At 44.4% G+C, this 25,681-nt stretch carries 24 protein-coding genes; 8 read left to right on the forward strand and 16 right to left on the reverse strand.

Annotation, left to right across the window (positions count from 1 at the left end):
• Positions 1–47 precede the first annotated feature (47 nt).
• Entirely contained in the window at positions 48–1,031 is a 984-nt protein-coding gene (gene trpS / locus ACRRU2_RS23335) for a tryptophan--tRNA ligase (protein WP_331701294.1), read from the forward strand.
• Positions 1,032–1,116: 85 nt separating this feature from the next.
• Here trpS and ACRRU2_RS23340 read toward each other — a convergent pair whose 3' ends face one another.
• From ACRRU2_RS23340 to ACRRU2_RS23355, 4 genes are all read right to left on the reverse strand, one after another.
• A complete protein-coding gene (locus tag ACRRU2_RS23340) occupies positions 1,117–1,854 on the reverse strand; it encodes a MerR family transcriptional regulator (protein ID WP_432505386.1) in 738 nt (245 codons plus the stop codon).
• Positions 1,855–2,043: 189 nt separating this feature from the next.
• Entirely contained in the window at positions 2,044–3,315 is a 1,272-nt protein-coding gene (locus tag ACRRU2_RS23345) for a hemolysin family protein (RefSeq protein ID WP_432505388.1), read from the reverse strand.
• 231 nt (positions 3,316–3,546) lie between these two features.
• Entirely contained in the window at positions 3,547–4,917 is a 1,371-nt protein-coding gene (locus ACRRU2_RS23350) for an ABC transporter permease (protein WP_331701291.1), read from the reverse strand.
• Positions 4,904–5,623, reverse strand: coding sequence for an ABC transporter ATP-binding protein (locus ACRRU2_RS23355; protein ID WP_331701290.1), 720 nt, complete (start codon positions 5,621–5,623; stop codon positions 4,904–4,906). Before ACRRU2_RS23355 ends, ACRRU2_RS23350 begins: the two co-directional genes overlap by 14 nt.
• A gap of 268 nt (positions 5,624–5,891) precedes the next feature.
• Here ACRRU2_RS23355 and ACRRU2_RS23360 point away from each other — a divergent pair, with 268 nt between their 5' ends.
• Positions 5,892–6,050 carry a hypothetical protein gene (locus ACRRU2_RS23360; protein ID WP_331701289.1) on the forward strand — a complete coding sequence of 53 codons (159 nt, stop codon included), beginning with the start codon at positions 5,892–5,894 and terminating at the stop codon, positions 6,048–6,050.
• A 71-nt stretch (positions 6,051–6,121) separates the two neighbouring features.
• Here the strand turns inward: ACRRU2_RS23360 and ACRRU2_RS23365 are convergent, their stop codons facing one another.
• From ACRRU2_RS23365 to ACRRU2_RS23395, 7 genes are all read right to left on the reverse strand, one after another.
• On the reverse strand, positions 6,122–6,871 hold the full coding sequence (locus tag ACRRU2_RS23365; RefSeq protein ID WP_432505391.1) for a hypothetical protein: 750 nt from the start codon (positions 6,869–6,871) through the stop codon (positions 6,122–6,124).
• A gap of 247 nt (positions 6,872–7,118) precedes the next feature.
• The gene (locus tag ACRRU2_RS23370) at positions 7,119–8,168 is read right to left on the reverse strand and encodes a TlpA family protein disulfide reductase (protein WP_331701287.1); all 1,050 of its coding nucleotides are present in this window, start codon (positions 8,166–8,168) and stop codon (positions 7,119–7,121) included.
• 26 nt (positions 8,169–8,194) lie between these two features.
• A complete protein-coding gene (gene rlmN, locus ACRRU2_RS23375; RefSeq protein ID WP_331701286.1) occupies positions 8,195–9,274 on the reverse strand; it encodes a 23S rRNA (adenine(2503)-C(2))-methyltransferase RlmN in 1,080 nt (359 codons plus the stop codon).
• Between the two features lie 115 nt (positions 9,275–9,389).
• Entirely contained in the window at positions 9,390–10,604 is a 1,215-nt protein-coding gene (locus tag ACRRU2_RS23380; protein WP_432505393.1) for an ABC transporter permease, read from the reverse strand.
• A 13-nt stretch (positions 10,605–10,617) separates the two neighbouring features.
• A complete protein-coding gene (locus ACRRU2_RS23385) occupies positions 10,618–11,322 on the reverse strand; it encodes an ABC transporter ATP-binding protein (RefSeq protein ID WP_331701284.1) in 705 nt (234 codons plus the stop codon).
• Positions 11,323–11,557: 235 nt separating this feature from the next.
• Positions 11,558–12,334, reverse strand: a complete 777-nt coding sequence (locus ACRRU2_RS23390) for an AAC(3) family N-acetyltransferase (RefSeq protein ID WP_331701283.1) — start codon at positions 12,332–12,334, stop codon at positions 11,558–11,560.
• A gap of 383 nt (positions 12,335–12,717) precedes the next feature.
• Positions 12,718–13,401: a phosphoribosylaminoimidazolesuccinocarboxamide synthase gene (locus ACRRU2_RS23395; protein ID WP_331701282.1), complete on the reverse strand. Its 684-nt coding sequence runs from the start codon at positions 13,399–13,401 to the stop codon at positions 12,718–12,720.
• Positions 13,402–13,711: 310 nt separating this feature from the next.
• On the opposite strand from ACRRU2_RS23395, the gene ACRRU2_RS23400 reads away from it, so the two are divergent.
• Positions 13,712–14,800: a hypothetical protein gene (locus tag ACRRU2_RS23400; RefSeq protein WP_432505396.1), complete on the forward strand. Its 1,089-nt coding sequence runs from the start codon at positions 13,712–13,714 to the stop codon at positions 14,798–14,800.
• A gap of 53 nt (positions 14,801–14,853) precedes the next feature.
• On the opposite strand, the gene ACRRU2_RS23405 is transcribed toward ACRRU2_RS23400, so the two are convergent.
• On the reverse strand, positions 14,854–15,447 hold the full coding sequence (locus ACRRU2_RS23405; RefSeq protein WP_331701280.1) for a TIGR00730 family Rossman fold protein: 594 nt from the start codon (positions 15,445–15,447) through the stop codon (positions 14,854–14,856).
• 44 nt (positions 15,448–15,491) lie between these two features.
• Complete coding sequence (locus ACRRU2_RS23410; protein WP_331701279.1) at positions 15,492–16,352, reverse strand: LysR family transcriptional regulator; 861 nt, start codon at positions 16,350–16,352, stop codon at positions 15,492–15,494.
• Positions 16,353–16,498: 146 nt separating this feature from the next.
• Here ACRRU2_RS23410 and ACRRU2_RS23415 point away from each other — a divergent pair, with 146 nt between their 5' ends.
• Positions 16,499–17,464 carry a DMT family transporter gene (locus ACRRU2_RS23415; RefSeq protein ID WP_331701278.1) on the forward strand — a complete coding sequence of 322 codons (966 nt, stop codon included), beginning with the start codon at positions 16,499–16,501 and terminating at the stop codon, positions 17,462–17,464.
• Between the two features lie 106 nt (positions 17,465–17,570).
• On the opposite strand, the gene ACRRU2_RS23420 is transcribed toward ACRRU2_RS23415, so the two are convergent.
• From ACRRU2_RS23420 to ACRRU2_RS23430, 3 genes are all read right to left on the reverse strand, one after another.
• Positions 17,571–19,175 (reverse strand): extracellular solute-binding protein, encoded by a 1,605-nt coding sequence (locus ACRRU2_RS23420; RefSeq protein ID WP_331702683.1) that lies wholly within the window; start codon positions 19,173–19,175, stop codon positions 17,571–17,573.
• Between the two features lie 74 nt (positions 19,176–19,249).
• Positions 19,250–20,122, reverse strand: a complete 873-nt coding sequence (locus ACRRU2_RS23425) for a carbohydrate ABC transporter permease (protein WP_331702684.1) — start codon at positions 20,120–20,122, stop codon at positions 19,250–19,252.
• Positions 20,123–20,132: 10 nt separating this feature from the next.
• On the reverse strand, positions 20,133–21,086 hold the full coding sequence (locus ACRRU2_RS23430; RefSeq protein WP_432505406.1) for an ABC transporter permease: 954 nt from the start codon (positions 21,084–21,086) through the stop codon (positions 20,133–20,135).
• Between the two features lie 436 nt (positions 21,087–21,522).
• On the opposite strand from ACRRU2_RS23430, the gene ACRRU2_RS23435 reads away from it, so the two are divergent.
• The 4 genes from ACRRU2_RS23435 (at position 21,523) to ACRRU2_RS23450 (ending at position 25,566) form a co-directional block, all read left to right on the forward strand.
• Positions 21,523–22,464 carry a ribose-phosphate diphosphokinase gene (locus ACRRU2_RS23435; protein ID WP_331702686.1) on the forward strand — a complete coding sequence of 314 codons (942 nt, stop codon included), beginning with the start codon at positions 21,523–21,525 and terminating at the stop codon, positions 22,462–22,464.
• Positions 22,465–22,678: 214 nt separating this feature from the next.
• Positions 22,679–23,212 carry a hypothetical protein gene (locus ACRRU2_RS23440; protein ID WP_432505400.1) on the forward strand — a complete coding sequence of 178 codons (534 nt, stop codon included), beginning with the start codon at positions 22,679–22,681 and terminating at the stop codon, positions 23,210–23,212.
• 280 nt (positions 23,213–23,492) lie between these two features.
• A complete protein-coding gene (locus ACRRU2_RS23445; protein ID WP_432505402.1) occupies positions 23,493–24,863 on the forward strand; it encodes an aldehyde dehydrogenase in 1,371 nt (456 codons plus the stop codon).
• Positions 24,864–24,891: 28 nt separating this feature from the next.
• Entirely contained in the window at positions 24,892–25,566 is a 675-nt protein-coding gene (locus ACRRU2_RS23450) for a lysoplasmalogenase (protein WP_331702689.1), read from the forward strand.
• Positions 25,567–25,681: the final 115 nt, after the last annotated feature.

Consider the following 25,681-nt stretch of genomic DNA (forward strand, 5'->3'; position numbering starts at 1 on the left):
TTTGTATTGATTTTTAAAAACTTTTTAGATTATAGGAGGAAACTTCCATGAAAACAATTTTATCGGGCATTAAACCCAGCGGCGAGCTAAATATTGGAGGCTATGGCGGGGCATTAAGCCAATTCGTTAAGCTGCAAAAGGAATATACAGGCTTTTTCTTCGTACCGGATCTGCATGCAATAACGGTTCCGCAGGATCCAAAGGAGCTGCGCGAGCGCTCTCGCCAAATAGCCGCTTTGTATGTAGCAGCAGGCATTGACCCTAACAACAATGCGATCTTTCTGCAATCGCATGTTTCTGCACATGCAGAGCTCGGCTGGATTTTGGAAACACAGGCCCACTTCGGCGAAATGAGCCGCATGACACAATTTAAAGAAAAGTCCGAGGGCAAGGAAGGCGTCAGTGCAGCTCTATTTACTTATCCTGCGCTTATGGCTGCAGATATATTGCTCTACCAAGCTACTCATGTGCCTGTGGGCGAGGATCAGAAGCAGCATCTTGAGCTGACGCGCGATCTGGCCATCCGTTTCAACAATCGCTTTGGCGAAACCTTTACTTTGCCTGAGCCTATTACCGAGGATACAGGCGGCCGTATTATGGGGCTCGATGATCCGTCTAAAAAAATGAGCAAGAGCAACCCTAACAAAAATAGCTACGTTATGATGCTTGACAGCGCTGATGTTATCCGTAAAAAATTTGCTAAAGCTGTTACAGATTCCGAAGGAAGCATCCGCTATGATTGGGACAATAAGCCGGCTGTCAGCAACTTGATAGAAATTTATTCCGTCTTCTCAGGCCTGCCAATTGCAGATATTGAGAAGCGTTACGAAGGACAAGGCTATGGCTCCTTCAAAAAAGAGCTGGCTGAGGCTGTCATTGAGCATTTGACGCCAATTCAACAAAAATACAATGATATTGTTCATTCCGAGCAGTTGGACCGCATATTGAAGGATGGAGCGGAAAGAGCATCCGAAGTGGCAAACAAAACGCTTTCTAAAGTAAAAAAAGCTATGGGCTTTTTGCAAATTTAACCGTCCATAGCGCCGTATTAGAGCTACTTAAAAGGGGGCGTCCCGTCAGTTATTGACGTATGGACACCCCCGTTGTTTATTGTGCTTATTGCGCGCGGTCGGCAAACACCGCCATCGCTTCTTTCATAAATAATGCCAAGCCTTCGCCGAATTGGTCGATGTTTTTGGTAAATCGCTCGTCATCTACGTACATTTGCCCAAGTCCGCGGAATACTTCAGGCGTATACGTTCCAATATCGTTAAGCAGCTTATACCATTTAGCAATCGACTCTTGCGCCTCACTGGATGCAGGGTCGGTATGCCGAAGCTCGGCCAGCTCCCGGTACAAGCGATTCATACTATCGGCAAGCTCTTCTTGACCTTGCTTGGTATAGGCATTAATTTTGTTTTTTGAATCATCAACCGCTTTGTCCCCGTAGCGTTCGCGCGCCTCCTGCTCATAAGGGTTACTGCTGAAATCAAATCCTGCAAATCTTTCTTTTGCTGTCATCGTAATCTCTCCTTTCGCTTCCTGTATCGTTTTATCAACCGTCGCAAGCAATTGATCCAGTTGATTGCGTTTGTCCAGCAACAGCTTTCTGTGCATATGCAAGGCTTCCTGCCGATCATAGTCAGGCCGGTTTATAATATCTTTGATTTGCTTCAGCGGAAACCCGAGCTCTCGAAAAAATAAAATTTGCTGCAGCTGCTCTAAATTGGTTTGCGAATAAATACGATAGCCTGCTTCCGTCGTGACGTCAGCCGACAACAGGCCAATAGCATCATAATGATGCAAAGTTCGCACGCTTATGCCAACCAGTTCAGCTACCTCGCTTATTTTCATTTTATCCCTCCTGTCTTGCAACGGCTTAATTTGACTATAAAGTATAACGTAACGTTAGAGTCAACATCAATTTTGAAGTTTCTCAATTCCATAAAAAAGGAATGATTCCTTATCAAATAAAGAAATCATTCCCTGCATTACTTATTTCATTCACATATATAAGTCCCGTCAGCATTAGCTATATATTGCTTATGCTTCAATTTCTAACTTGGGATTATTTACTTTAACCAGCAATTTTTTCACCCGCTTCTTCTCTACCTCGGCAACGGTCACGGTTACATGCTCATATTCAAACGAGTCGCCTTTTTGCGGGATGCGATCTATATTACCGAATATCCAAGCGCCCAGATTGTAAAAGCTGCTCTCTATAGGCTCAATATTCAATGTTTTTTCAAATTCATCAAGTGTAATTTGAGGGCTAACCTCATACGTAGTCTCATCCAGCTGCGTAATGAGATTTATCACTTCGTCATGCTCATCCCAAATATCGCCAACCAGCTGCTCCAAAATATCTTCAAGAGTAATTAAACCTGCAGTACCGCCAAACTCATCGATTACAATCGACATATGCACGTTGCTCTTCTGCAGCTCCAGTAAAAGCGCCGATATTTTCATTGATTTTACAACAAACTTCGGTTTTCTTAGCAAGCTGCGAATATCTACCTTTTCATGCTGAAGCAATTGGGCGAAAAACTCGCGTTCTGATAATATCCCGATAATATTATCAATATCTTTGTCGTAGACTGGTATGCGGGATAGGCGCTCCTTAAAAAACATTTTTTTAATTTGCTCAATCGGCTGGCTGACCTCAATAGCGATCATGTCCGGCCTTGGCGTAAGCACTTCACCGACTAATATTTCATCGAAATCAAGGGAGCGGTACACAAGCTCCTTCTCTTCCTTTTCAATAACGCCCTCTTCCTCGCTAATCTCGACTATGGCTTTAATCTCATCCTCAGTAATGGTATGAATATTGCCTTCGCCTTTGGAAAAAAGACGCGTGAATGTCCGCTGCAGCAATTGCAGCAATGCGTTAATAGGAGTAAGCAGCCACATCAAGCCAAACATCACAATAGAAATTTTCAAGCTGTAAGTATCCGCGTGTTCTTTGCCATAAGTACGCGGAATCATCATGCTGACAATCCAAAGCACAAGCGACATAGCCATAATCGTAATTGTCAGGCCGGCAGATGAGCCATAGTTATCTATCAGCAGCTTGGTTGCAATACTTACTGCCGCCACCGTAACTATTAAATTACTTAGCAGCACCGTTGAGATGGCTTTATCCAAATTTTCAACGATATACATAGCTTTCTTGCTGCCACGTTTTTCCTCCTCTACGTAATGGCGAACTCTAATCTTGCTCAAATTAGAAAATGCCGCTTCCATCGATGAGAAAAAGGCGGACAGCAAAATCAACGCTCCTAAAATAATGAGCAATGATAAGGGAATATCGTCCAACAGATCGTCACACTCCTATTAATTATGAATTTTAAAAAAGGTTATTCCTTATATTATAATACCAATCGCGCGCACATAACAGACCCTTTCCAATAAACGGATTTTGATAAAATTTTAAATAACGAATATCTGGCGTATATCGGACCAGAAATATCGTTATAGACCAGGAAAAACCGAGGCAAAAGCGCCCCGGTTATCCATCGTTGTATAGGATGATCGCGATTGATCAAACTATATATCTCTGCGCAACGCACGCAGCACATCAATTTTAGTAGCCCGCTTAGCCGGCCGATAGCCTGACAGCATGGCAACCGCCAAGGATATTACACAGGCCAGCAGCGCTAAATAAGGCGGAATAACTGAGAACTGAAAGTTGCTAGGCACCTTTTCATTCATTAATGATTGTATCAATACAGGCAGCCCAGCATTAACTGCGATAGAGATTATATAAGAAACGACCGTTCCTACTATAGCTCCCAACAAGCCGATCATGCTGCTTTCGAGCAAAAATACTTTGCGGATGGCGGACGGATGTGCACCAATCGCTTTCATAATGCCTATATCCTGCGCTCGCTCTGTTACAGCCATCGTCATCGTATTAAATATACCGATTGACGCAATCAAAACAGCAATGGTACCTACAAATATAAGTCCGATCGTCATGATCATAAACATCATATTTACCTGCTCAAGCTCGCTTGCAATGGAATGGTTGTAATAGCCCTGCTCACGAACCGTTTCTGCCAGCGCTTTAACGGACTTGGCATGATCAGCTATAATGCGCACTCCATTGTAGCTGCGTTCATCGCCAAGCTGCGGCACGGACTCCAGCTCTTCCTTGGTAGGCTCCCCATCCTCCTGCTGCGGCGGCAAAGCCCCGAATTGTGATTTCGTTAAAGACTCAATTTGGCCCATCGTATCGAGCCCTATATAAATATCTTTATCCTTCAGCCATTCTCTGGAAGGAGCCTCGGCAACGCCAACGATCGTTACCTGCATTTTTTGGCTCTGTTTTTTCTGCTGCTCATAATAAGTTACCTCGAGCTCCATTTGCTTGCCGAGCCAATCCTTGGCAGGAAGCAGCTCGCTCTTGACCGTGTCGCCACCCGCCGTACGTCCGTCTTCATTTACTGTCTCACGAATATGATAACCTACAATGACTTCATTTTTCCCAGTTTCGGGCATGCGACCAGCACTTAGCTTAAATCCGGTCTTCGCTTCTGCTTCATAATCAATCTGCTTGAAGGAGCCGCCGTTAACCGCCTCACCCTCGACTGCAGGATTAAGCCACTGCTGTACATAATTCGTATACAGAACCGCCTTTACATTAGGCAATGATTTAAAATAATCAATATCCGAATCTGTCATCTGATTGCCTTGAAAATTTTGATCCTTGTCTACTTTTCCGTGAATACTTATTTCAGTAACCAATCTATCCCCTACAATATTATCCACAATACTTTGCTTAAGGCCGAAGCCTACCGATGCCAATACGATAAGAAAAGCACAACCCATTGCGGTAGCGAGCACCGTCATAAACAGCCTCGTTTTATTTTTTTTCATATTTTGCCGAACGAATCGGAACTGATCATTGAACTTCATAGTAATGCCCTCCTGCCAGTGAGCTAGAGCTTTTTGTAATTTTGCCATCCTGTAATGTAATGGTACGGTGTGCAATGGCAGCGACTTGCTCATCATGAGTAATAATAACAAACGTTATACCCAGCTCGTGGTTGAGCTGCTGGATCATCGTCAGCAATTGCTTCTCGTTCTCGCTATCCAAACTTCCGGTAGGCTCGTCCGCCAAAACGATTGGAGGCTCCAATATTAATGACCTTGCGACAGATACACGCTGCTGCTGCCCGCCAGACAGCTCGCCCGGATAATGATCCGCATACTCAGACAGTCCAACTCGCTCAAGCATCTCCAGCACCTTTTTCCGCCTCGCTTTTCCTTGTTCGCCCTTTAGTACAAGAGGAAGCTCTACATTCTCATAGGCCGTCATGCTTGGGATAAGCTGAAAGCTCTGAAAAATAAAACCGTAATGCTCCAGGCGAAAATCCGCCCATTGACCTTCATTCATAGCTGTTACCATATGACCCAGCACGTCAATGCTGCCTTGCGACGGACGGATATAGCCGGACATTAGATTAAGAAGTGTTGATTTTCCGGAGCCGCTTCGCCCTACTATCGCCACGATTTCACCCTTATTGACGTGCAGATCAATGTCGTGCAGTACAGGAACCACTTTTTCTTTCCCTTTTTTCCCTATTCTAAATTGATGGCTTACGCCCTTCACTTTGATCATTTTGAATCCCCCTTTACTGAATTCGCGCTGCGTGACTAGTTAACTGTATACAATATAACAAATTGAGCTTGCGAGATTTTAAAGAAAACCTTAAGACATTCTATAGATTTCATACTTTTACTAGCTGCGAGTACATATCCTATACGTCCAATGATAAATGACGCAGCATCCTTCACTTGAGCGATTGAGTCATGTTTACCGGTTAAATACATATTTTGATCGAAAATGTGGCAATGTACTAGTAGCATTAAATTAAAGGGGACATAACATGACACATAATCAGAAGAACAATCAACCCGCTCTTTCTAAAAATGTAAAACGAGGAAAAATGCCATTGGCCCAGAAGAGCCATACGGAATTTGCAGAGGAGCTTCCGGATGCAGCCATTCTGAAGCCTAATCTTTATGGCGAGAATAAACCGCAATAAGTAAGCGCAACAACACAGCGCGGCCTTGCCTAAGGACGCGCTGCTTCTTAATGAGTAATGGCAATGTTCTTTTAAGCTTTTACTCGCGACATATTTAGCTTTTTCGAACTGAGTCTCGCTTCTTCAAAAGTCTTATGAATAAATTCATCATCCATAATTGCAAAAGCAGCCGTTTCTTTCCAGTGCAGAAGAGTTCCCCCATTAAAGCTTGTTATAAAATTATCCGTATCGATTTTATTTATAGCAGCTATACCTTTAGGAAATTGACGATTTAGCTCCATATATTTTTCAGAGATATAATCAAACACGAATTTGCCATACTTTATAACCGCTTCTTCTTTAGGAAAGATTCCTTTATGTGTAACATCATTTCGGAAAGATATACAATCACTAGGTATGAGAGTAGGTTTTCTCTTAAAAGCAACTAAGTAAAGAATCATAAAAGCACCATATTGTCGCTCTGACTGCCTCGACATCTCCTTCCATGTTTTCTGAAACTCGGAATTAAACTCTTCAGCATCAAAAAAAGCTCCTGAATCTTGGCATTCTGTCACATTACTCATAACTTTGACGCAATATTCATGAAATCTTTCAAGAGCAGTTGCAAAGTTAAAAGCTGCTTCTCTCGTGTAGCCATCCTCTAAAGCACGCAGGCCCATTTCAAACAGAAGTTCAAATTTTTGCTGAGGTAAAATAATAGCATTTTTATGCCCATTGGTGCACTCTACCGGCAAAATTGTATTTTCATCCGTTAACTCAAATTCAAAGAAATAATCTAGTTCCTGCAGCTCGCAATCGGAACATTGCACAGTAATTTTCATTTCATTTACCCTCCAATTTATTATTTATCGTTCACCGTTTAAAATACGAATAGGACTAGTATCAACAATTAAACCGTTAATATTTACTTTTTCAAATTAAGCGATAGTGACCAAGGATAAACGGCTCCGCCGTCCTTTGGACAGGCGCGTTTACCGGTGAAATATAAGAGCGGGTATAAGAATACAAAAACTTATACTTTCTTATATATCAAAAAAAGAGCCGTAATCGGCTCTTTTAAAAATTTCATTATTGTTTGGATGAAGCGGCAAGCACTGCCTTGCGCATTTGCTCGTAGCTGATCGCGCCTATATGGTACTTTTGTACAACCCCTTCCGGATCTATGACGAGAGTAACCGGAAAGGCGCGTACACGGTAAGCTTGACTTATGGAGCCCGATGGATCGAGCGCAACCGGAAAGGTCAGCTCACCGTTTTCTATATATCGCCGCGCTTGTTCGGCACCGCTATCCTGGCTTGTTGCGTTAATTGATAAAATGACGAAATCCTGTTCCTCCAAGCTTTCGTGCAGCTTTTGCACATGCGGCATCTCTGCCTTGCAAACGGTGCACCAAGTCGTCCAAAAATTGAGCAGCACAGTTTTTCCTTTAAATTGGGACAACGAAACAGCTTCCCCTTGCAAATTAACTGTCTGGAAATCAGGAGAGTACTGCCCCGGTTTAATCCCTATATTCTGCTCGGCCGATCCTGATACAGGCGTGCTGCGCCAGTTATTTTCCACTACATCGTAGGCAAAATAGCTCACAAGCCCTGTAATCAGCAGCAAGCCCAGCAATTGCGGAAAAGCCTGCTTCAAAGCTGCTTTTGGCGGCTTCACAACACCTATCGCTGCTGCGATTGACCAAGCAAGCAGCAAGTAATGCTGGAACGACGGCCAGTCAGCGAATAAAATTTGTGCTGCGCTGTATACCGCAAGCCAGCCAGCAATGAGCGCAAGCAGCAGCTTAAACGCGGTTTTAGCGTTAGCCGCCTTAATAAATTGTAACGTTGCAAAAGCTGCGCTAATAACAGACGCGGCAATCAAGCCCTTGATCCCGCCATCAAAAAACAACAGCGATTTCCAATTATCTCTGAAGGCTGAAAAATCAAATACGATAAAGCTTGCTTTCCACACAACAATCCAGATCCAAACCGCACTCCAGGCACTGGATACGAAACGCGAGGAAGCTTCCGACGATCGGCTGCTCAGCCAAACCAGCAGCACGCCCGCTGCTCCCGCTATTAAATACAAGAGAAGCTCCGTATTGAGTACGAGCGAGCCCAGTTGCAGGTTGGGCATAAGCTGCACCTCCTATCTTACTCCAATTATGAAGACTGAACGACGGCATCGCTTTTTTTGATCTGCTTGCTTCTTAGCTGACCGCAGGCTGCATCAATATCCGTACCGTGCTCCAATCGAACACTGCAGCTGATTCCTTGCTTCTTCATCACATCATAAAACTGTCTTACCGATTCCTGTGTACTGCGCTGATATTGGCTATGCTCATCAACAGGGTTGTAAGGTATTAGATTCACATTTATTTGCCGTTTGCGCGGCTGCATCAGCTCTGCAAGCTCTAACGCCTGCTCCGCCTGATCATTAACATCCTTCAGCAAAATATACTCAATCGTAACCCTGCGATTCGACTTCGATATATAATAATCAATAGCATCCATTAATTTTGCAATCGGGATAGCCCGGTTAATTTTCATAATTCTCGTTCTCAGCTCATCATTGGGAGCATGAAGAGAAACGGCCAAGTTAACGTGAAGATCGCTATCGGCAAACTCTACAATCTTGTTGGCAAGTCCGCTCGTGGAAACAGTAATACGTCTTGCCCCAATGGCCAACCCTTTATGGTCCTTCACTACATGAATAAAATCCGACATATGCTTATAATTGTCGAATGGCTCGCCAATACCCATTACTACAATATGGCTTACCTTTTCTTCCTGCTGTCTTGCATCCAAATAAAATTGAACCTGCATAATCTGCTCTACAATTTCTGCACTCGTCAAATCACGGCTTTTGGCAAGCAATCCGCTGGCACAAAAGCTGCATCCAATATTGCAGCCTACTTGAGTAGTTACACATACCGAAAGTCCGAATTTATGGCGCATCATGACCGTTTCGATCAAATTGCCGTCGCTAAGCTGGAATAAAAACTTGATCGTTCCGTCATTCGATTCCTGCTTCGTGTGCTCCTTCAATGTTTCCAGCACAAACTGTTCCTTCAATAATGTAAGGCAATCGCCGTGCACCTCGTGCATATCATCGAAACTTCTAATTCTTGTTCTATACAATGCTTCCCAAACCGCGTTAGCCCGCGACTTTTTATGTCCATTATCACTCAGCCAATTCGTAAGCTGAGCGAATGTCAATCCGTAAAGGGATGGCTTGCTCATGTTTGACCTTCTTTCCGTTGCTCAATGTCCTTTAGCTATTTTCCCAAACTTCGCAACAGAATACAAGGGCATATCCCTGATCATCGCTGGAACAAATTGTTACTACAAGGCACTGTTATTTATAGGATTTCAGCAGCTGCCAGCTAATGAACAGCCATATCACGCCGCCTAGCGTAAAAAAAGGAACAGACAGCCATACTCCTCCTAACAAAAAACCGACAACGGCACACCATACCGCTATAGCAGGCAGCATAATCAAGCCGCGGGAAAGCACGATGCCATAATTTTTTTGACGATCCGTCCAGCTGTATTGCGCTATAAACTCCTCAGCGATCCATTGTGACCACTGCGCACGCAGCCAGTTGGCGCCCATCGCTGCAAGCGCGATAATAAGAGCTGCTGCAGCGGCTGGCGGCACCAAGGTCAGTGCTACCGATGAAATGGATATAAAGCCGAGCCATACTTGCAAATGGGATAGCTTTCTTGCATACGCCTTGAGACGCATCTCGGCAAGTATCGTACCAGCATCGGAGGTTTTGAAAATACGCTGAGACTTGGTCCATAAAAACGGCTTGCGAAAGTTTATTTTGGGCTTTGATTCTATCACCTGGCTCATAAGCAGCTCCGTTGTTTTAAGCTTTGCAGACTGCTCCCGCTCCACCTCCAGCTCAATATTGAGCTTGGCGCGCAGAGCCGCTATTAAACTCATAACAGCTGCAAATAAAGTTAGGATTAAAGTAACTGCCGGGCTAGAGGAGAGCCATCCGGCCGATACAAAATAAAAAACGGCGATAACTGACACGCAACTTAAATATACAGCCCATTTGCGCCAGCCCAGCAGTACATTTGCTGTAACATGCTCAGCTGCGGCTGCGATCATGCTAAAGCTCCATGCATGCAAATAATAAAGCATGAGCGTGCTCCAGCTTAACTGCTCTGCCTTTAACAGAAAAGGCAGCAAAAGCACCAATGGCAGCAGTATAGCTGCAGCTTGCTTCAGACCGCCATACATCATCCCATATCGCCGCAATGCCTGAATCCAAGCTGGCCTTTGCAGCATGAACAAACGGTCTGCCGCCTCCAGATAAACACGAATTCGAGCAAGCAATATCATAATAAACAAGCTGATCTTGGCAAACAACAGCCAAGGCATAGCTTCTGACCATGCAGGCAAGGTTTCCCACAGTTCCAGATACATCCCGCCGCCTATAATTAGAGCCGGGATGAGCAAATATAACCAAACCGTCCAATCCAGTGCACTTGCCCACGCCTTTGCTTGGGTCTTCCAGTCTCTTTTCAGGCGGGTGAAAAACAATCGACGCTTCGTCATCGCCCTCACCTCCTTATGTCAGCTGGTGGAAGCAGTCGAATAAAGAGGCTTCAGCAGAAAGAGCAGCAGCTTCACGCACATCATCAATCGTGCCGGAGGCTACCATGCCGCCATTATTAACGAGCACAAAACGATCACATATTTTCTCGGCGGTATCAAGCACATGGGTGCATATTAAAACACCCGCTCCTCTTGTCAGCTCCTGATCCAGCAGTTCCAGCAAATCCTTCGTTGCGCGGGGATCAAGACCAACAAATGGCTCATCCACAATATAAACATCCGGCTCCAGCAAAAATGCAACAATCAGCATCAGCTTCTGCTGCATCCCTTTAGAAAATTTGGCGGGATAGTCATGCCGATTTTCAGATAAGCGAAACAACTCCAGCAGCTGCTCGGCTCTTGGCGTAAATGCATCTTCGTTAATATCAAAAGCAGCAGCGGCTAACCGCAAATGCTCCCATAGCGTAAAATACTCGTAATAAACCGGCTGTTCTGGAACATAAGCATATCGCTTATGAACACCTCCAAATTCGACTTTACCCTTTATGTATGCCGTCAATCCGAGAATGGATTTGATCGTCGTGCTTTTTCCCGCCCCATTCGGTCCAATCAGCCCTACCATCTCACCCGGGGCTACTGTAATTTGAATATTTGAAATAGTTGCCTTCTCATTTTCATATCCGGCCTCTTCCAATGCAACTTGCAATACAGGTTCCACGGCTCTCCACCCCTTATCGATGTGTATATGACAGTAATACGATACAAGCAGTAATTTGGTATCAACCTTTTCATTGGGCCTGCACAAGGATAAACGGCTTCGCCGCCCTTTGGAAAGATGCGTTTGCAAAGGTGATACGGCTGTATCAACAGAAAACTTATACTTTCTAATATGTAAAAAAAGCCCCGATCCCGCTTATTAGGATCAAGGCCTCTGTGACAATAAATACAATCAATCACTTCTTCTTTACATGATAGCTCAACGGCTCATTATCAGAAAATAAATCCGGATACTGTCTGAGCAGCGCTGTAATCTGCTCTGTCAGCTTTACGGTATCGCATACCCACATCAAAGCATCGCCCAGCTTGGCGCGATAAATAGCCCCTTGCTGCTCAAGCAGCTCTTCTACCTTCCAAAAATGCTCCGACCATGATAATCCGCAATGCCTGCGTGAAGGGACTGGAATTTCAGTGCCATCAGGCAGCACTGTAATAAGCTGTTCATGTGTATCGGTCATTCTTCCAGGAATATCAACCCACTCTTCAATACCGTGAATAAAGGTGTTGCGCTTCTGGTCAACGCCTACCAATATAATCGTTGCTTTACGGTCAAGGAGCCTGCCCCATGCCGATTCGCGGTGACACGGTGTATCGAAGCGCTCATCGCCTGCTACAAAGGCTTCCGCGTCCTTCCCAAGCGCCGCGACAGAATGCGTGGGATGACTGGAGCGATACACCTCTTTGCGGCTTCGAAACAGCTCAGGCAAAATGCCGACACATACAGGCGAAGTTGCCACGTAAAACCGGGGATTGTCAGCTTTAATATAAGACCAGGTATGAGTCGGCAGAACGAGTAAGCCCTCCGCCATATATTCAGACAAAGCATCCAGCACGGTGTCCGCTCCGCCAGAAACTTCTCCTATGCTTTTCATAGACGAGTGCATGAGCAATGTGCCGCTGCCATTAATATGTGCAGCTTGCAATTGCTCCATTAGACTTTCCTTCGTGTGCATATTGTTTCCTCCCGCATATTGTTATGAACATTATAGCGTTGCGGGCAAAAACTTCAAGCGTCGGCACATTCTTATATATCAACGATTCTAAGGGTTGCCACAAACGCTATTCGTGCAAAAATGACAGCTTGAATTTTCTAAAGGTTGCTATTGCGCTTAATTTCCCAAAAAGCATTGATTTTGCTCGGAAATGGGACAATAGCGCTCGTGGCAACCGTTAAATGCTCAAATGAGCTAAAATAATCGGAATAGCAGCGATGGCAACCGTTAGAGCAATTTTGCCAGTTGATTATAAGGAGTTTCCTTATACATTTTATAATTTCAAAAAAGCCGATAAGACAGGTGCATTTGCCCATCTCTCGGCTAACTCTCAGCTATTTCTATTAAGCAAGCATTAACTTCTCAAGCTGCAACGGCTCGATATATTCGCCATCCTTATAAGCTCTCATGTTGCCGCCGGAAATTTCATCGATAAGAAGCACTTGATTGTTTTGGCGGTCACGCCCGAATTCAAGCTTGATATCATAAAGCTCTATGCCTTTGCGGGCAAGCTCGTCCTTTACGATGCCGCTAATTTGCTTCGTCAATCGCTTCAAATCAGCATATTCCTCATGTGTCAGCACATTCAGCATAGCAAGCGCATCCTCGCTGATAGGCGGATCCTGACGATCGTCATCCTTAAGCGTAACCTCTACAAAGCTGTCCAATGCTTGTCCTTCCTCTGCATACATGCCATAACGGCGCAAGAAACTTCCTACTGCACGGTAGCGGCAAATAACCTCAAGCCCTTTGCCAAATACAGTTGCAGGCTTCACTGTCATTGTAGCATCCGCAATATTCGCATCAATATAATGAGTAGGAATATTCGCTTCCTTCAGCTTCTCAAAAAAGAATTTAGTTAAGCTTAGGCCAGCGCGACCTGCTCCTTCCATTACCAGGCCGACAGTGTTGGCACCCGGATCAAAAACACCATTTTCACCAGTGACATCGTCTTTAAACTTCAACAGGTAGTCTCCATTGTCCAACTCGAATACGTCTTTTGTTTTGCCAGAGTAAATTGGTTTCATTATAATAGTCCTCTCCGAATAAATTGGATGTATCCCATATATCGCATTATAGCATAATTAGCAGCCGCAAGAACAATCAACTTTCGCAATTTATTCGAAAATTGCTCTTTTTTTTGTGGAAACAGATGAAATTATACTCAAAAACACTAGTAAATCTTAATATTTGAACATTTTTTTACGTTATTGTCCGTTTATAAGCAAAGCTGCCGCTAGCTGATATCTTTCAAAAACTACCATATAGGCACCATTTGAAAGTGGGCATAATATGATATTCTAGGCATTGCAAAATGCTCGAAGGGACGTGATGATAATGACAGCAACACAAAATCTGCACTTCATGGCAGAGGCAAATACTGCTGGAGGCTATAAAAACAGATGGGAGTCTTCCTTGCAGGGCATTGACCGGGTTTTTATTATTCAAAGCAAGCTGCAGCAGGATGTTTCGTTATTGCTTCATCAAATTGCATTACAAGCTGCACCGCAAGCTGCTTGGTATGTGCATAATCCGCTGCAATCAGACCTGTTGTCGGGCATCGTTATTCCAGAGCTGAAATTAGCTGTCATACAAGAAGCAGCTGCCAGCCAGCTTTCGCTGCCGGATAAAAAAATCATTAAGGTAAATATGGAGAGTGCCATTAAGCCTGGTTTGCTTGCGCAGCAGCAAGCCCGATTGGATCAGCTTCAGGAGCAGATTGCAGCTGCCAAGCAGGCGGCATATTCCGGCTTCGCAGATGCATTACTTATTCATGATGATTGGGAAAGGCTTTATTTGCCTCATATTGACTTTGACAAAACTAACAAGCTGACTGAACAATATATTCAGCTTTTACTCGGCGAGCAGCAGCCAAGCGAGAATCAAAGCAGAATCGATGACCGCTTTCTGGGAACGGCAACCGCCAAAGGAGCTGTCGACTATGTTTCCCAGCTTACGGATGATCTGCAGCGCTACCATTTAAAAGGAAGGCCTGGTTCTGGAAAATCAACGATTTTACGTAAGCTTGCAGCTGCAGCGATAGATCGAGGATACGACATTGAGGTATACCATTGCGGGCTTGATCCTAAGAGCATCGATATGGTTATTATAAGAGAGCTTGGCTTTGCAATATTCGACAGTACTGCACCCCATGAATATAAACCTCTGCAAGAAGAAGTTATCATTGATTTATATGAGCTGACTATAAGTCCCAATACGGACGAAAACATTGCTGAGCAAGCCGAACCGGTCAGCAGCCGGTATGCGGCCTTGATGAAGACGGCCATTGCCCAGCTTACGCGTGCAAGCTCGCTTCAGGATGATTTCGACGCCATTTACAAGCAATGCTGCGATTACAGCACGTTTAATAAAGTATCTCTAGATTTGCTGCAGGACATTCATCAAATTAAACAAGCATCCTTGTAAAAAGACGAGAGGCTGAGTCATGGCACGAATGCCTGACTCAACCTCTCTATCGTTTATTGCGCTGCCTGGCTAGGCAGTTCATCCCATTTATTCGTTTGTGCCGCGGGCACATAATTGTTCATCTTTTCAAGCAGCGTCTCTACTTGAGCTTCGCATTGCACGAGGCTTAGGTTGCTCTCTCTCATAAAGCCGGCATCTACTGTTTTTTGCAGCATAGCCATTAACGGATCATAAAAGCCGCGTACATTAAGCAAGCCAACCGGTTTTTTGTGAATGCCAAGCTGCGACCAGCTAAGTACCTCGAATAATTCTTCATAAGTGCCTAAACCGCCCGGCAAGGATACATACGCGTCACATAGCTCAGACATTAACGCTTTACGCTCATGCATACTGTTTACTTCATATAATTTAGTGAGTCCTTTATGAACCATTTCTCCAGTAAACAAATTTCTTGGCATAACGCCAATTACTGTGCCGCCAGCCTCGAGCACCGTATTTGCCACCCGTCCCATCAAGCCGATTTTTGAACCGCCATAAATAAGCTCATATTGATTGGCAGCAATCCATTGGCCCAGCTGCATAGCCGCTTGTTCATACTCAGGTGATACTCCGGCATTTGAGCCCGCAAATACACATATTTTTTTCACAATATTTCTCTCCTCTTCTGTTCCGCACTAGAAAATATTTTTCTTTAGCCGGTTCTAGTTGCGCGATCAATTTCATCCATAAAAGATTGCAGCGTGCTTGTCACATACGCTTCCTTGCGACGAATAAATACAGTCGTAATATCATGAAAAGGCTTAGGAATCGCATGCGCGTACACCTGCTTTTCAGCAACATACTGTGCGACGGACGATTCAGGCAATATCGTTATTCCTATTCCTGCCGCAACACTGCCGATAATCGTGCCAAAGGTGCCGAACTCCATAATTTGCTTCGGAACAATTCCTTCAACCTTCATCCAGCTCTCCAGCCGGCCTCGATACCCGCAGCCTTTATTATATAGCAACAACGGTTTTTTGGTTATATCCTCGACAGAAAATTGGCTTTCCTTTGTTACAAGCATCAGCCTTTCCTGAATGACATCAATTTGATCGATTTGCGGATGGGTAATTGGCCCGGTAACGAAGGCTCCATCTAGCTTCATAGTTAACACATCCTGCAGCAAATGCTCCGTCACCCCTGTAGAAAGAGAAAGCTCGACATTCGGATACTTGCTGTAATAAGCGTGCAAAATTCCAGGCAGTGCAATGACCGTTTCAATAATGCCGATATCCAAAATACCGCAAGGCGAATCATGAGGCACAAACATACGCTTCACCTCATCGACCTTTTGCAATATTTCACGAGCATGCTCCAGCAGCCGCTTGCCATCTGTATTCAATATCATGCCGCGCTTATGGCGCTCGAATAGCGTAGTTTGCAGCTCCAGCTCCAAACGCTTGATGCGGCCGGTAACATTGGATTGCACATAATTCAATTGCTCCGCCGCTTTACTGACACTGCCATGCAAGGCTACAGCTTCAAATATGACTAGATCGTTCAACTCCATGCAACCAACCGCCTTTCCGATATTATAATATCATTAATAATGATGGTTTACATTAGTTTTAATCAATTTACCAATAGATTGCAGTTGATTATGATAAGAAGTAACACGAGTGAATCGGATTTTATTCATACAGGAGCGAAGTTGAAATGTCTAAGAAGTTAGCTATAGCAGGAGCATTGCTCTGCCTCGTTGCAAGCATGTCATGGGGAGCGATGTTTCCGGTCGCGCATGTCGCATTGCAGCAAATTGATCCCTTTTATTTTTCGTTTATACGTTATTTTTTCGTAGCTGCAATTTTAAGTGTCATTTTGTTGATGAAGGAAGGCAGAACGGCCTTTAAATTGGAAGGAAGAGGAGTTCTTCTTACTGTCTTGGGGACGTTGGCGTTTACCGTATACAATATGTGCATTTTTATGGCGCAAGCGATGATGGGCGAGGCAGGCGCGATCGCAGCATCAATTACTGAAGTATTAATGCCGATGATCTCTGTTATTATTATGTGGCTTATTACGCGAAAAGCACCGAAGCGCTATACGATATGGAGCGTCGGCCTTGCTTTGATCGGCGCCCTGCTCGTCATTACAAATGGCAAGCTCTCCTTCTTCCAAACGGCTGGCCAGCATCTTTTCCCTTTATCCATGATGCTTATAGCTGTCATTGGCTGGGTTATTTACTCGATGGGAGGCAGCCGTTTTAAGCACTGGTCAGTACTGCGCTATTCCACTTTAACCTGCATTCTGGGCAATTTTGTTTCATTTATCGTAGTCGCGTCGGCCTCTGCAGCAGGAGCATTGCCAGTACCGACACTGGAGACCTTATGGAATATCAAATACGAAATGGCTTTTATGGTGCTGCTGCCTGGCCTTGCCGCCTTGCTGTCATGGAATCTTGGCATGAAGCTGCTGACACCGGTCAACGGCGTATTGTTTATTAACGCAGTACCGATTACAACCTTTGTCATCATGGCCTTCCAGGGCTATCAGATTGGACTCTTCGAGCTGTATGGCACCGCGCTTATTATATTCGCGCTAGTCCGCAACAATATGCAGCAGCGCAAAGCGGTTATAACAGTAAAAAGCAAGCCTAGCTTAGGTACAAAATTATCCGCTTGATCCGACAGTTGTAATTGATTCTTCCTCCTTGGGGATACGTTTTTATATTTAACCAAACAGAAACACCGAGCAGATTATTCGCTCGGTGTTTCTGTTTGGTACTTTATTAGCCGCGCTCAGCTTTAAATGCTGCCCGCTTCTCGTCCATAACCTCTTGACCGCCAATTTTCATGTAGTCGGCAACCTCTCTGTCATATACACTGTCAAAATCAGCAGGCTTGGCTGTAATAACCTTTACAAAGATTTCATCTTCCTTTTTCTTTAAGGTAGCCGCATACTTAATTTCCGATTCGATCGGCGTTAGTACTCGCGGTTTTACGACGCCGTCCTTGCTGCCTGTCTCTATACTCTCTACTGTAAAATCTCTGTAATTTACATCGGAAGCGTTAGCTGCGATATTCAGCTTTTCATCTGTTGTACTTACATATTTACCGTTCAATATAATACAATAATCAAAATAATTGTACAGCAAATTTTTCGCAGCATCATTGTCCATCGTAACAGGAATTCCGTTATCCATCGTATAGGTTTCGCCTTCCGTGCCATTTTGCAGCACGATAATATTTTCAGGCTTCGCCATCCAATCCAGGAATTTAACAGCTTCCTCAGCACGTTGGCTTGCTTTCGGCACTAAAATATACATGCCTTGAGGCGAATATACCGGCTTTGGCGTTCTGCCCTTGGCGTCGGTGAATGGATCAATAAGCGTAAGCTTTACATTAGGATCATTCTTTTGCAGCTCGGCCAAATAGCCCATATATACCGGCTCGTTCGTATTGGTCGTTCCCGCTCCAATTAATCCGTTCAGTAAATTTTTCTGAAACTGATTCGTATCCTTGTTCATGTGAAGAGGGAAGTCCTTATCCAATATTCCTTCATTGAACAATTTGTTCATAAAACGATAGGCTTCCTTGTTGCCCGGCAGCAGCCACTCTGCGCTTGCGTACAGGTCCTCGTCGGAAATATTATCCCAATCCCAGAAAGAATATTGCAGCGGATGCATATGGAAATAGTCGGTCATGCCGCCATAAGCAAATGCTTTAGGCTTTGCATTTTTGAACGCAACCATCGTTTCGTAAAATTGCTCAGTCGTCGTCGGAACAGGCAGTCCAAGCTCGTCAAGCCAGTCTTGGCGTATAAAGGTGGAGCTTTGCGCGTCTATGACCCGTTTGGCCGGAATAGCATACTGCTTGCCGGCAAAAACGCCGTAGCTCAATACATCCTCACCCAGCACTGCCTTCAGGTTTGAGCCGTATTGGTCCAGAAGCGGTCCAAGCTCAGTTAGTCCGCCGTCCTTTACATATTTTTCAACTGTCGGCGTGTTGTAGGTGAATACGATATCTGGCGCCTGACCGGATGCCATAAGCACATTGAGCTTGTCGATTTCCTCAGAACGGGGAACTGTAACAAATTCAAGCTTTATATTGTTTGGATCGCCGAAGTTTTCCTGCATGTATTTAGTGAAAAAATTATCTGTAATCGGCGGCGCGCCAGCAGGCGTATTATTACGGTCAAAAAGTTCAATTTTCAGCGTTACAGGGTCCTTCTTTGGCTCTGCGGTGGGATTCGGCTTTTCTGTATTTTGTGATGAATTCCCCGTACTATTAGCCGGCTTTTCTTCCTTTTTACCGCTTCCGCAAGCAGACAGCAAGGATACCAGCATGATGGCAGTGATGACGCTCAGTAACCATCTGGCATTTTGAATTTTCATTGCTTTCAACTCCCTCTCACATTTTTGTATATAGCAGCTTCTTCATTTGCATTTGCAAACCAAGAAGTTTACTATTAGCCCTTTACCGCTCCAATCATCATTCCAGAAATAAAATAGCGCTGCAGCCAAGGATAGACTAAAAGAATGGGCACTGTACCGAACATGATCGATGCCGCCTTCAAGCTTTCCGGTACAGGGGCCGCCACATTCTGTGCCTCCATAATGGACAGGTCAGTCGCTTGACCGCTTATGACCATGGCATAAAGCTTGAGCTGGATCGGATACAGATGCTGACTCGTAATATAAATAAGCGCATCCTGAAAGCCGTTCCAGCGGCCTACTGCGTAGAATAAGCTGAGTGTTGCCAAGGAAGGCAGCGACAGCGGCAAAATAATACTCAACAGCACGCGCAGATGGCTCGCCCCATCCATTTTGGCCGATTCGTCAAGCTCTACCGGAATCGATGAAAAGAACGTTTTTATAATAATGAGATAGAAAGCGCTGATCGCTCCCGGCAGCACCAGCACCCAAATGCTGTCCAGCAGCTGCAAATTTTTCATAAGCAAATAATCAGGAATAAGACCGCCGCTAAAAAACATAGTCAAAACAATGAGAAACAAGAAAAAGGTGCGGCCTCTTAAATTTTTTTTAGTCAGAGGATAAGCTGCTGCAATGGTCATAACCATAGCGATTGCAGTAAACAATACAACCAGCACGATTGTAAATAGCAATGAACGGACCATCGTAGAGTGTTGAAATACGGCCTTATAGGCTGCAAAATTGATTTCAATCGGAAACAACGTCACTTTTCCTGCCATAATGGCTCCATTAGAGCTGAAGGAAAGCGCGATAATATGAATCATTGGCAGCAAGCACAGCAAGCCAAGCAGCGAAATAACAAAAATAATAATCCCATCAATCAGTTGAATCGAAGACGATTTCCCCATATTCTCACCCCTAAAAAATTCCGTGATCATTCACCTTGCGTGATACAAAGTCTGCGGTAAGCAGGAATATAAGTCCGACAACAGCCTGGAATAAGCCAATCGCTGTAGCAATCGTATAACGTGCAGATTGAATGCCTACTTTGTACACGTAAGTGCTGATTACTTCGGAAACGTCGGCGACCATCGGGTTGGCCAATGTAAAAGGACGGTCAAAACCGATAGCAGACATATGGCCCACATTGATAATAAGCAGAATGACGATGGTAGGCTTAATGCCTGGCAGCGTAATATGCCACATTTTTCTGGCGCGCGTCGCTCCATCCACCTCTGCTGCTTCGTACAGCTCTTTGTTTATACCGGTCATTGCAGCCAAATAAAGAATAGTTCCCCAGCCTGCTTCCCTCCAAATACCTGTGCCTAAATAAGTCGTTATCCAGTAAAGGGGCTCCGATAGGAAAGGAATGGATTCCAAGCCTAATGAGTTCAGAAAAACATTGACGCTGCCCGCATTGGTCGCAAGCAGCTGCGTTGCCATTCCGCCGATAATGATCCAGGATATAAAATGCGGCAAATACAGTACCGTTTGCGCTGTTCGCTTAAACCATTGAATACGCAGCTCGTTAAGCATTACCGCTAAAAAAATCGGAACCGGAAACCCAATAACGAGATCTAGCACATTCAGCACAAAGGTATTGCGAAGCGCGTTATAGAACGCATCCATTTGAAATATTTCTCGAAAAGCATTCAGACCGATCCAGGAGCTTTCCAGTATGCCCTTGAACATGTTGTAATCCTTGAACGCTATAATGACACCGAGCATAGGAACATATTTGAATAAAATAAAGTAGGCAAGAGGCAATATAAGCAACGCATATAATTGCCAATCACGCCAAATATCCTTCCAAAAATAACGTCGCTGGAGCTCGGGAGGCTTTAGAGCTGGCGGGCGTTCCTTTGTTATCATCTGCATAGGCAACCTCCTATTCATTATTTGTAAGCGCATTCACAATACAACCTTATCATGTGCCCAAGTCCTCTTTATATAATCAATAATCCTGCGTCTGGCAGTCGTTCAAACCTGCATCCCTGCGCTGCTTTTTGCCTTTTGCAGCTGAAAAAAATACATTTTTCCATCAGCCTCAAACCATTTTCAAGGTGTAACAATTTTCTATTTTGATGCAAGGATAAACGGCTCCGCCGTCTTTCGCTTAAACGAAGGAGGCGCGTTTACCAAAAAAGTGTTCCCGATTCGCGACTTGCGGCACGAAAACACTCGTCCTTCCTGATTAAATTATTCTGATTTCTCTATTTTAACTTCTCGCTGATGGCACAACAGGTTATAATATTAAATATTGTTTACTAAATTAAATTGCCCCTGCTAATCCTATAAGGAGGAACTTATGAATAATACAAAAGTATTTGCAGGCACCTCGAATCAAAAGCTTGCGCAGATGCTCTGCGATAAATTAGAAATTCCTCTTGGCGATGTTGCTATCTCCCGTCAGTCAAGCGGAGAAATTCATGCCTCATACCAGGAATCAATACGCAACGAGCATGTATTTATCGTACAAGCTCTTTCTCATCCTGTTAATGAGCTTCTGGTGGAGCTGCTTATTTTAATAGATGCAGCCAAGCGCGGTTCGGCAAAAACGATTAATCTCGTTATTCCCTACTATGGGTATGCCCGTCAGGAGCGCAAAGCTGCGCCACGCGAGCCTATCTCAGCCAAGCTGGTGGCAGATATTTTAACGACCGCAGGCGCTACGCGTATTATTACAGTTGATCTGCATGCCGATCCGATAGAAGGCTTTTTCAAAATACCCGTCGATCATCTAACGGCGCTAGGCATGATCATTCGCTACCTGAAAGATAAAAAGATCGATAATCCTGTTGTCGTTTCGCCGGATGCCGGACGAGCTACAACTGCAGAAAAGCTGGCCATGCTGCTGGATTGTCCATTTGCTATCATGATTAAAAACCGCCCTGAGCACAACAAAGCAGAAATTACTCATATCATTGGCGAGGTCGCAGGCATGACGCCAATTATTATTGAAGATTTGATTGATACTGGCGGAACTATCGTGAACGTTGTCAATGCTTTGAAGAGCAATGGCGCCAATGATGCTTACGTATGCGCAACCCATGGCGTATTTTCGGACAATGCGATGGATCGATTGAATCATCCCAACATTAAAGAGGTCGTTATTACAGACACAATTGCAATAGGCGAACCGCCTTCAGACAAATTTGTCGAGCTGTCTGCCTCAGGTTTGCTTGCCGAAGCCATTCGGATCATTACAAAAGGCGGATCTATTGATTCCCTTCAACATACACGCGTATAGCTAGGATAAACGGCATCCGCCGTCCTTTGGACAGGCGCATTTGCCATATACTATCTTATATTTCAAAAAAGAAGCAGCTTCACAATGAGAAGCTGCTTCTTTTTTTGTTCTTTGTTATCCACCTTACTCATAAATATAAGTGGAGCCCACTAGATACTCTGAACGATTCGCTTATTTGAACTTGGTATTTAGAATACCAGCTGGGAGTGATGGAATGTCACAAGCAAACATACCCGACATCAATCCGCAAATAGCCATCAAGCGGGATGATGTTATAAATCTGTTTATTGCATCGCTAGCAATGGAAGAGCTAGGACTTAGCCATATTATTAACGCAGAAGCGGAGAAGCTGCAATTTGTGCTAGGCACACTGCATAATGCTTCTTTAAAACCGCCTGCCACATTTAAAGAAGTATTGGAAACAAACGAAAGTGTCCGGCTAATGCTTCGGGAAATCAGCAGAAAAGAACAAGTTTTGAACGACAGGCTCGAATTAATTATAAACGTATCTTCCAATTCCAATCCTCCAGACCCGCCTAATCCTCCAATTCCTCCTGATCCGCCAGAACCTTCAGAACCTTTCGTCCTTGCTGACGAGCCATCCCAGCTGCCCGAAGAAAAAGCTCCTGCGGATACTCTAAGTGGACATAGCTCTACAATTACAACAGATCCAGCAGATTCCGCAGATATCGACGATATAATAATAAAAGGAGAAATTGATTCCTCGGAAGAAACTGATCACTTATAGGTTCCAATAGCAGCAATAAAAATTTTTGCAATGATAACCTTTACACGTATCGGATATGAAGAATAGCGCTGGATTGTTCCTTAATTAGCCCGGGACTGCAGCGCTATTTAGGCTGTTAATTTATTAGGCTAAGCCGCTGCCGCTAACGGGCAGGCGCTCTTCCAGCTTTCTTGTATAGGATAGCCGATCTATGCTTGCTGCCATGCTTCACGATCTGTTAGGATGAAACCAAGGCTAACCGACTTCTGCCGTCTGACGACTCAAGAATTGGGGTGTATCCATGCATGATTATAAAGCACTGATCGACAAGCAGCGCGCGTACCTGCAAACAGCAGGCAGCCTGACTATTTCCAATCGCAAGCAAGCGCTGAAAAAGCTGGGCGATTGGATTAGAGCTTATGAACCGCGGATTATTCAAGCCTTACAGGCTGATTTGCATAAATCGGAATTTGAAGCCTACTCGTCTGAGGTGGGCATTGTTTTGCATGAAATAAGCTTTGCGCTGCAAAATCTGGAGCGATGGGCTCGCCCCAAAAAAGTGAGGACGCCCGTTACCCATTTGGGTTCAAAAAGCTATATTCATTATGAGCCTTATGGCGTTGTGCTCATTATTGCGCCATGGAATTTTCCTTTCCAGTTAGCGATCAATCCCTTGATTGGAGCGCTTGCTGCCGGCAACAGCGCTATAATTAAGCCATCCGAGCTTACACCGCATACGTCAGCTATTATAGCCGAGCTAATCAGCAAAGCTTTCAATCCCGAATATGTCGCCGTTGTCGAAGGCGGCGCAGATGCAAGCAGTGCGCTGCTTGCCGAAAGAACAGACTATATATTTTATACAGGCGGTGAAGCTGTCGGCAAAATTGTGATGGAAGCGGCAGCCAAGCACCTCACGCCAGTTACATTAGAGCTGGGTGGAAAAAGCCCCTGCATCGTGCATGCGGATGCCAACCTTCCGCTTGCTGCTAAACGAATTGCTTGGGGCAAATTTATGAATGCAGGTCAAACCTGTGTAGCGCCAGATTATTTATATGTACATGAATCCGTGAAAGAGCCGTTTCTTAACCTTTTGCAAGCTGCTATTCGGCAGCTTTACGGTGAGAAGCCGCTGCAAAATCCGGCTTATACGCATATCGTTAACCAAAAACACTATAATCGTCTTGTCAGTTTAATGGATAACGGGACGATTATTTATGGCGGCGAGCATGATCATGCCTCTAGCAGCATTGAGCCTACATTGCTGGCCGATCCAGCACCTGACAGCAGCTTAATGCAGCAAGAAATATTTGGGCCATTGCTGCCGATCATGACATATCAAGATATTAAGTCGATTATGATAGATATTAAACAGCGCGAAAAACCGTTATCGCTTTATTTGTTTTCGCAAAGCAAAAACATACAGCAGCAAATCATTTCGCAGCTGCCATTTGGCGGAGGCTGCATCAATGACACCGTTTATCATTTTACGAATCCTCATCTTCCTTTCGGGGGGACCGGCAACAGCGGAATGGGTGCTTACCACGGAAAAAACAGCTTTGAGCTTTTTTCTCATCGTAAAAGCATCCTGAAGCAAACGACCATTTTCGATCTTCCGTTTCGTTATCCTGGCCGTAAAAATGGGCTTGCCTTCATTAAAAGGTTTTTGAAATAACATTACCGCTGGAAGAGGAGTGCTGCCGATGAAAACGTATGGATTGCCTTTAGCTATTTTAGTCATGAGCGTTATTTATATTTTTGCTATCCCGTCCGATCCGGAGTACGTAAAGCTGCTGTTCAAGCTGATCCCGATGTGGCTTATTATCTATTACGCCTATTTGCAGCTGCGCCATATTAGAGGAACGAGACAAACATATCATACACTGCTTATTATAGGCTTGTTTTTCTGTATGCTTGGCGATGGTTTATTACGCTGGTTTATCGTTGGCTTAACCGCTTTTTTAATCGGGCATCTTTTTTATTTGGCCGGCTTTATTCAAAATTGGCAGTATACCAAGGCCCGCTTCTACACTGTAATTCCTCTAGCTGCTTTCGGCATATTTATGGGCTGGAACCTTGTTACAGCACTTTCAGACAAAGGCGATGCTCATCTAATCGCTCCTGTCCTGCTATACATTGTCGTCATCTTGCTGATGACCTGGACAGCAATTATGACCGGCAACAAATGGGCTATTATAGGCAGTATTTTGTTTGCGATTTCAGACAGTATCCTTTCTTGGAATATGTTTATATCTAAGGTAGACATGTCACACTTGCTTATTATGGGCACTTATTATACCGCTCAATTTTGCATGGCGAGCAGCATTCGTACACTCGGTGAGAAGAAAAACAGTTATACACTAAAAAGAGTTAGGTAGTTTTGCACAAAAATCTGGTTTGGGGGGCGCCGACCCATTCTGTATGAATTTTCATATACAATTTTGTTTCTTGGGACATTTCCGCACATTGTGTATGAAATTTCATATACAATTT

This window comes from Paenibacillus sp. GXUN7292, from assembly GCF_050864975.1.
Taxonomy (GTDB): Bacteria; Bacillota; Bacilli; order Paenibacillales; family Paenibacillaceae; genus Pristimantibacillus.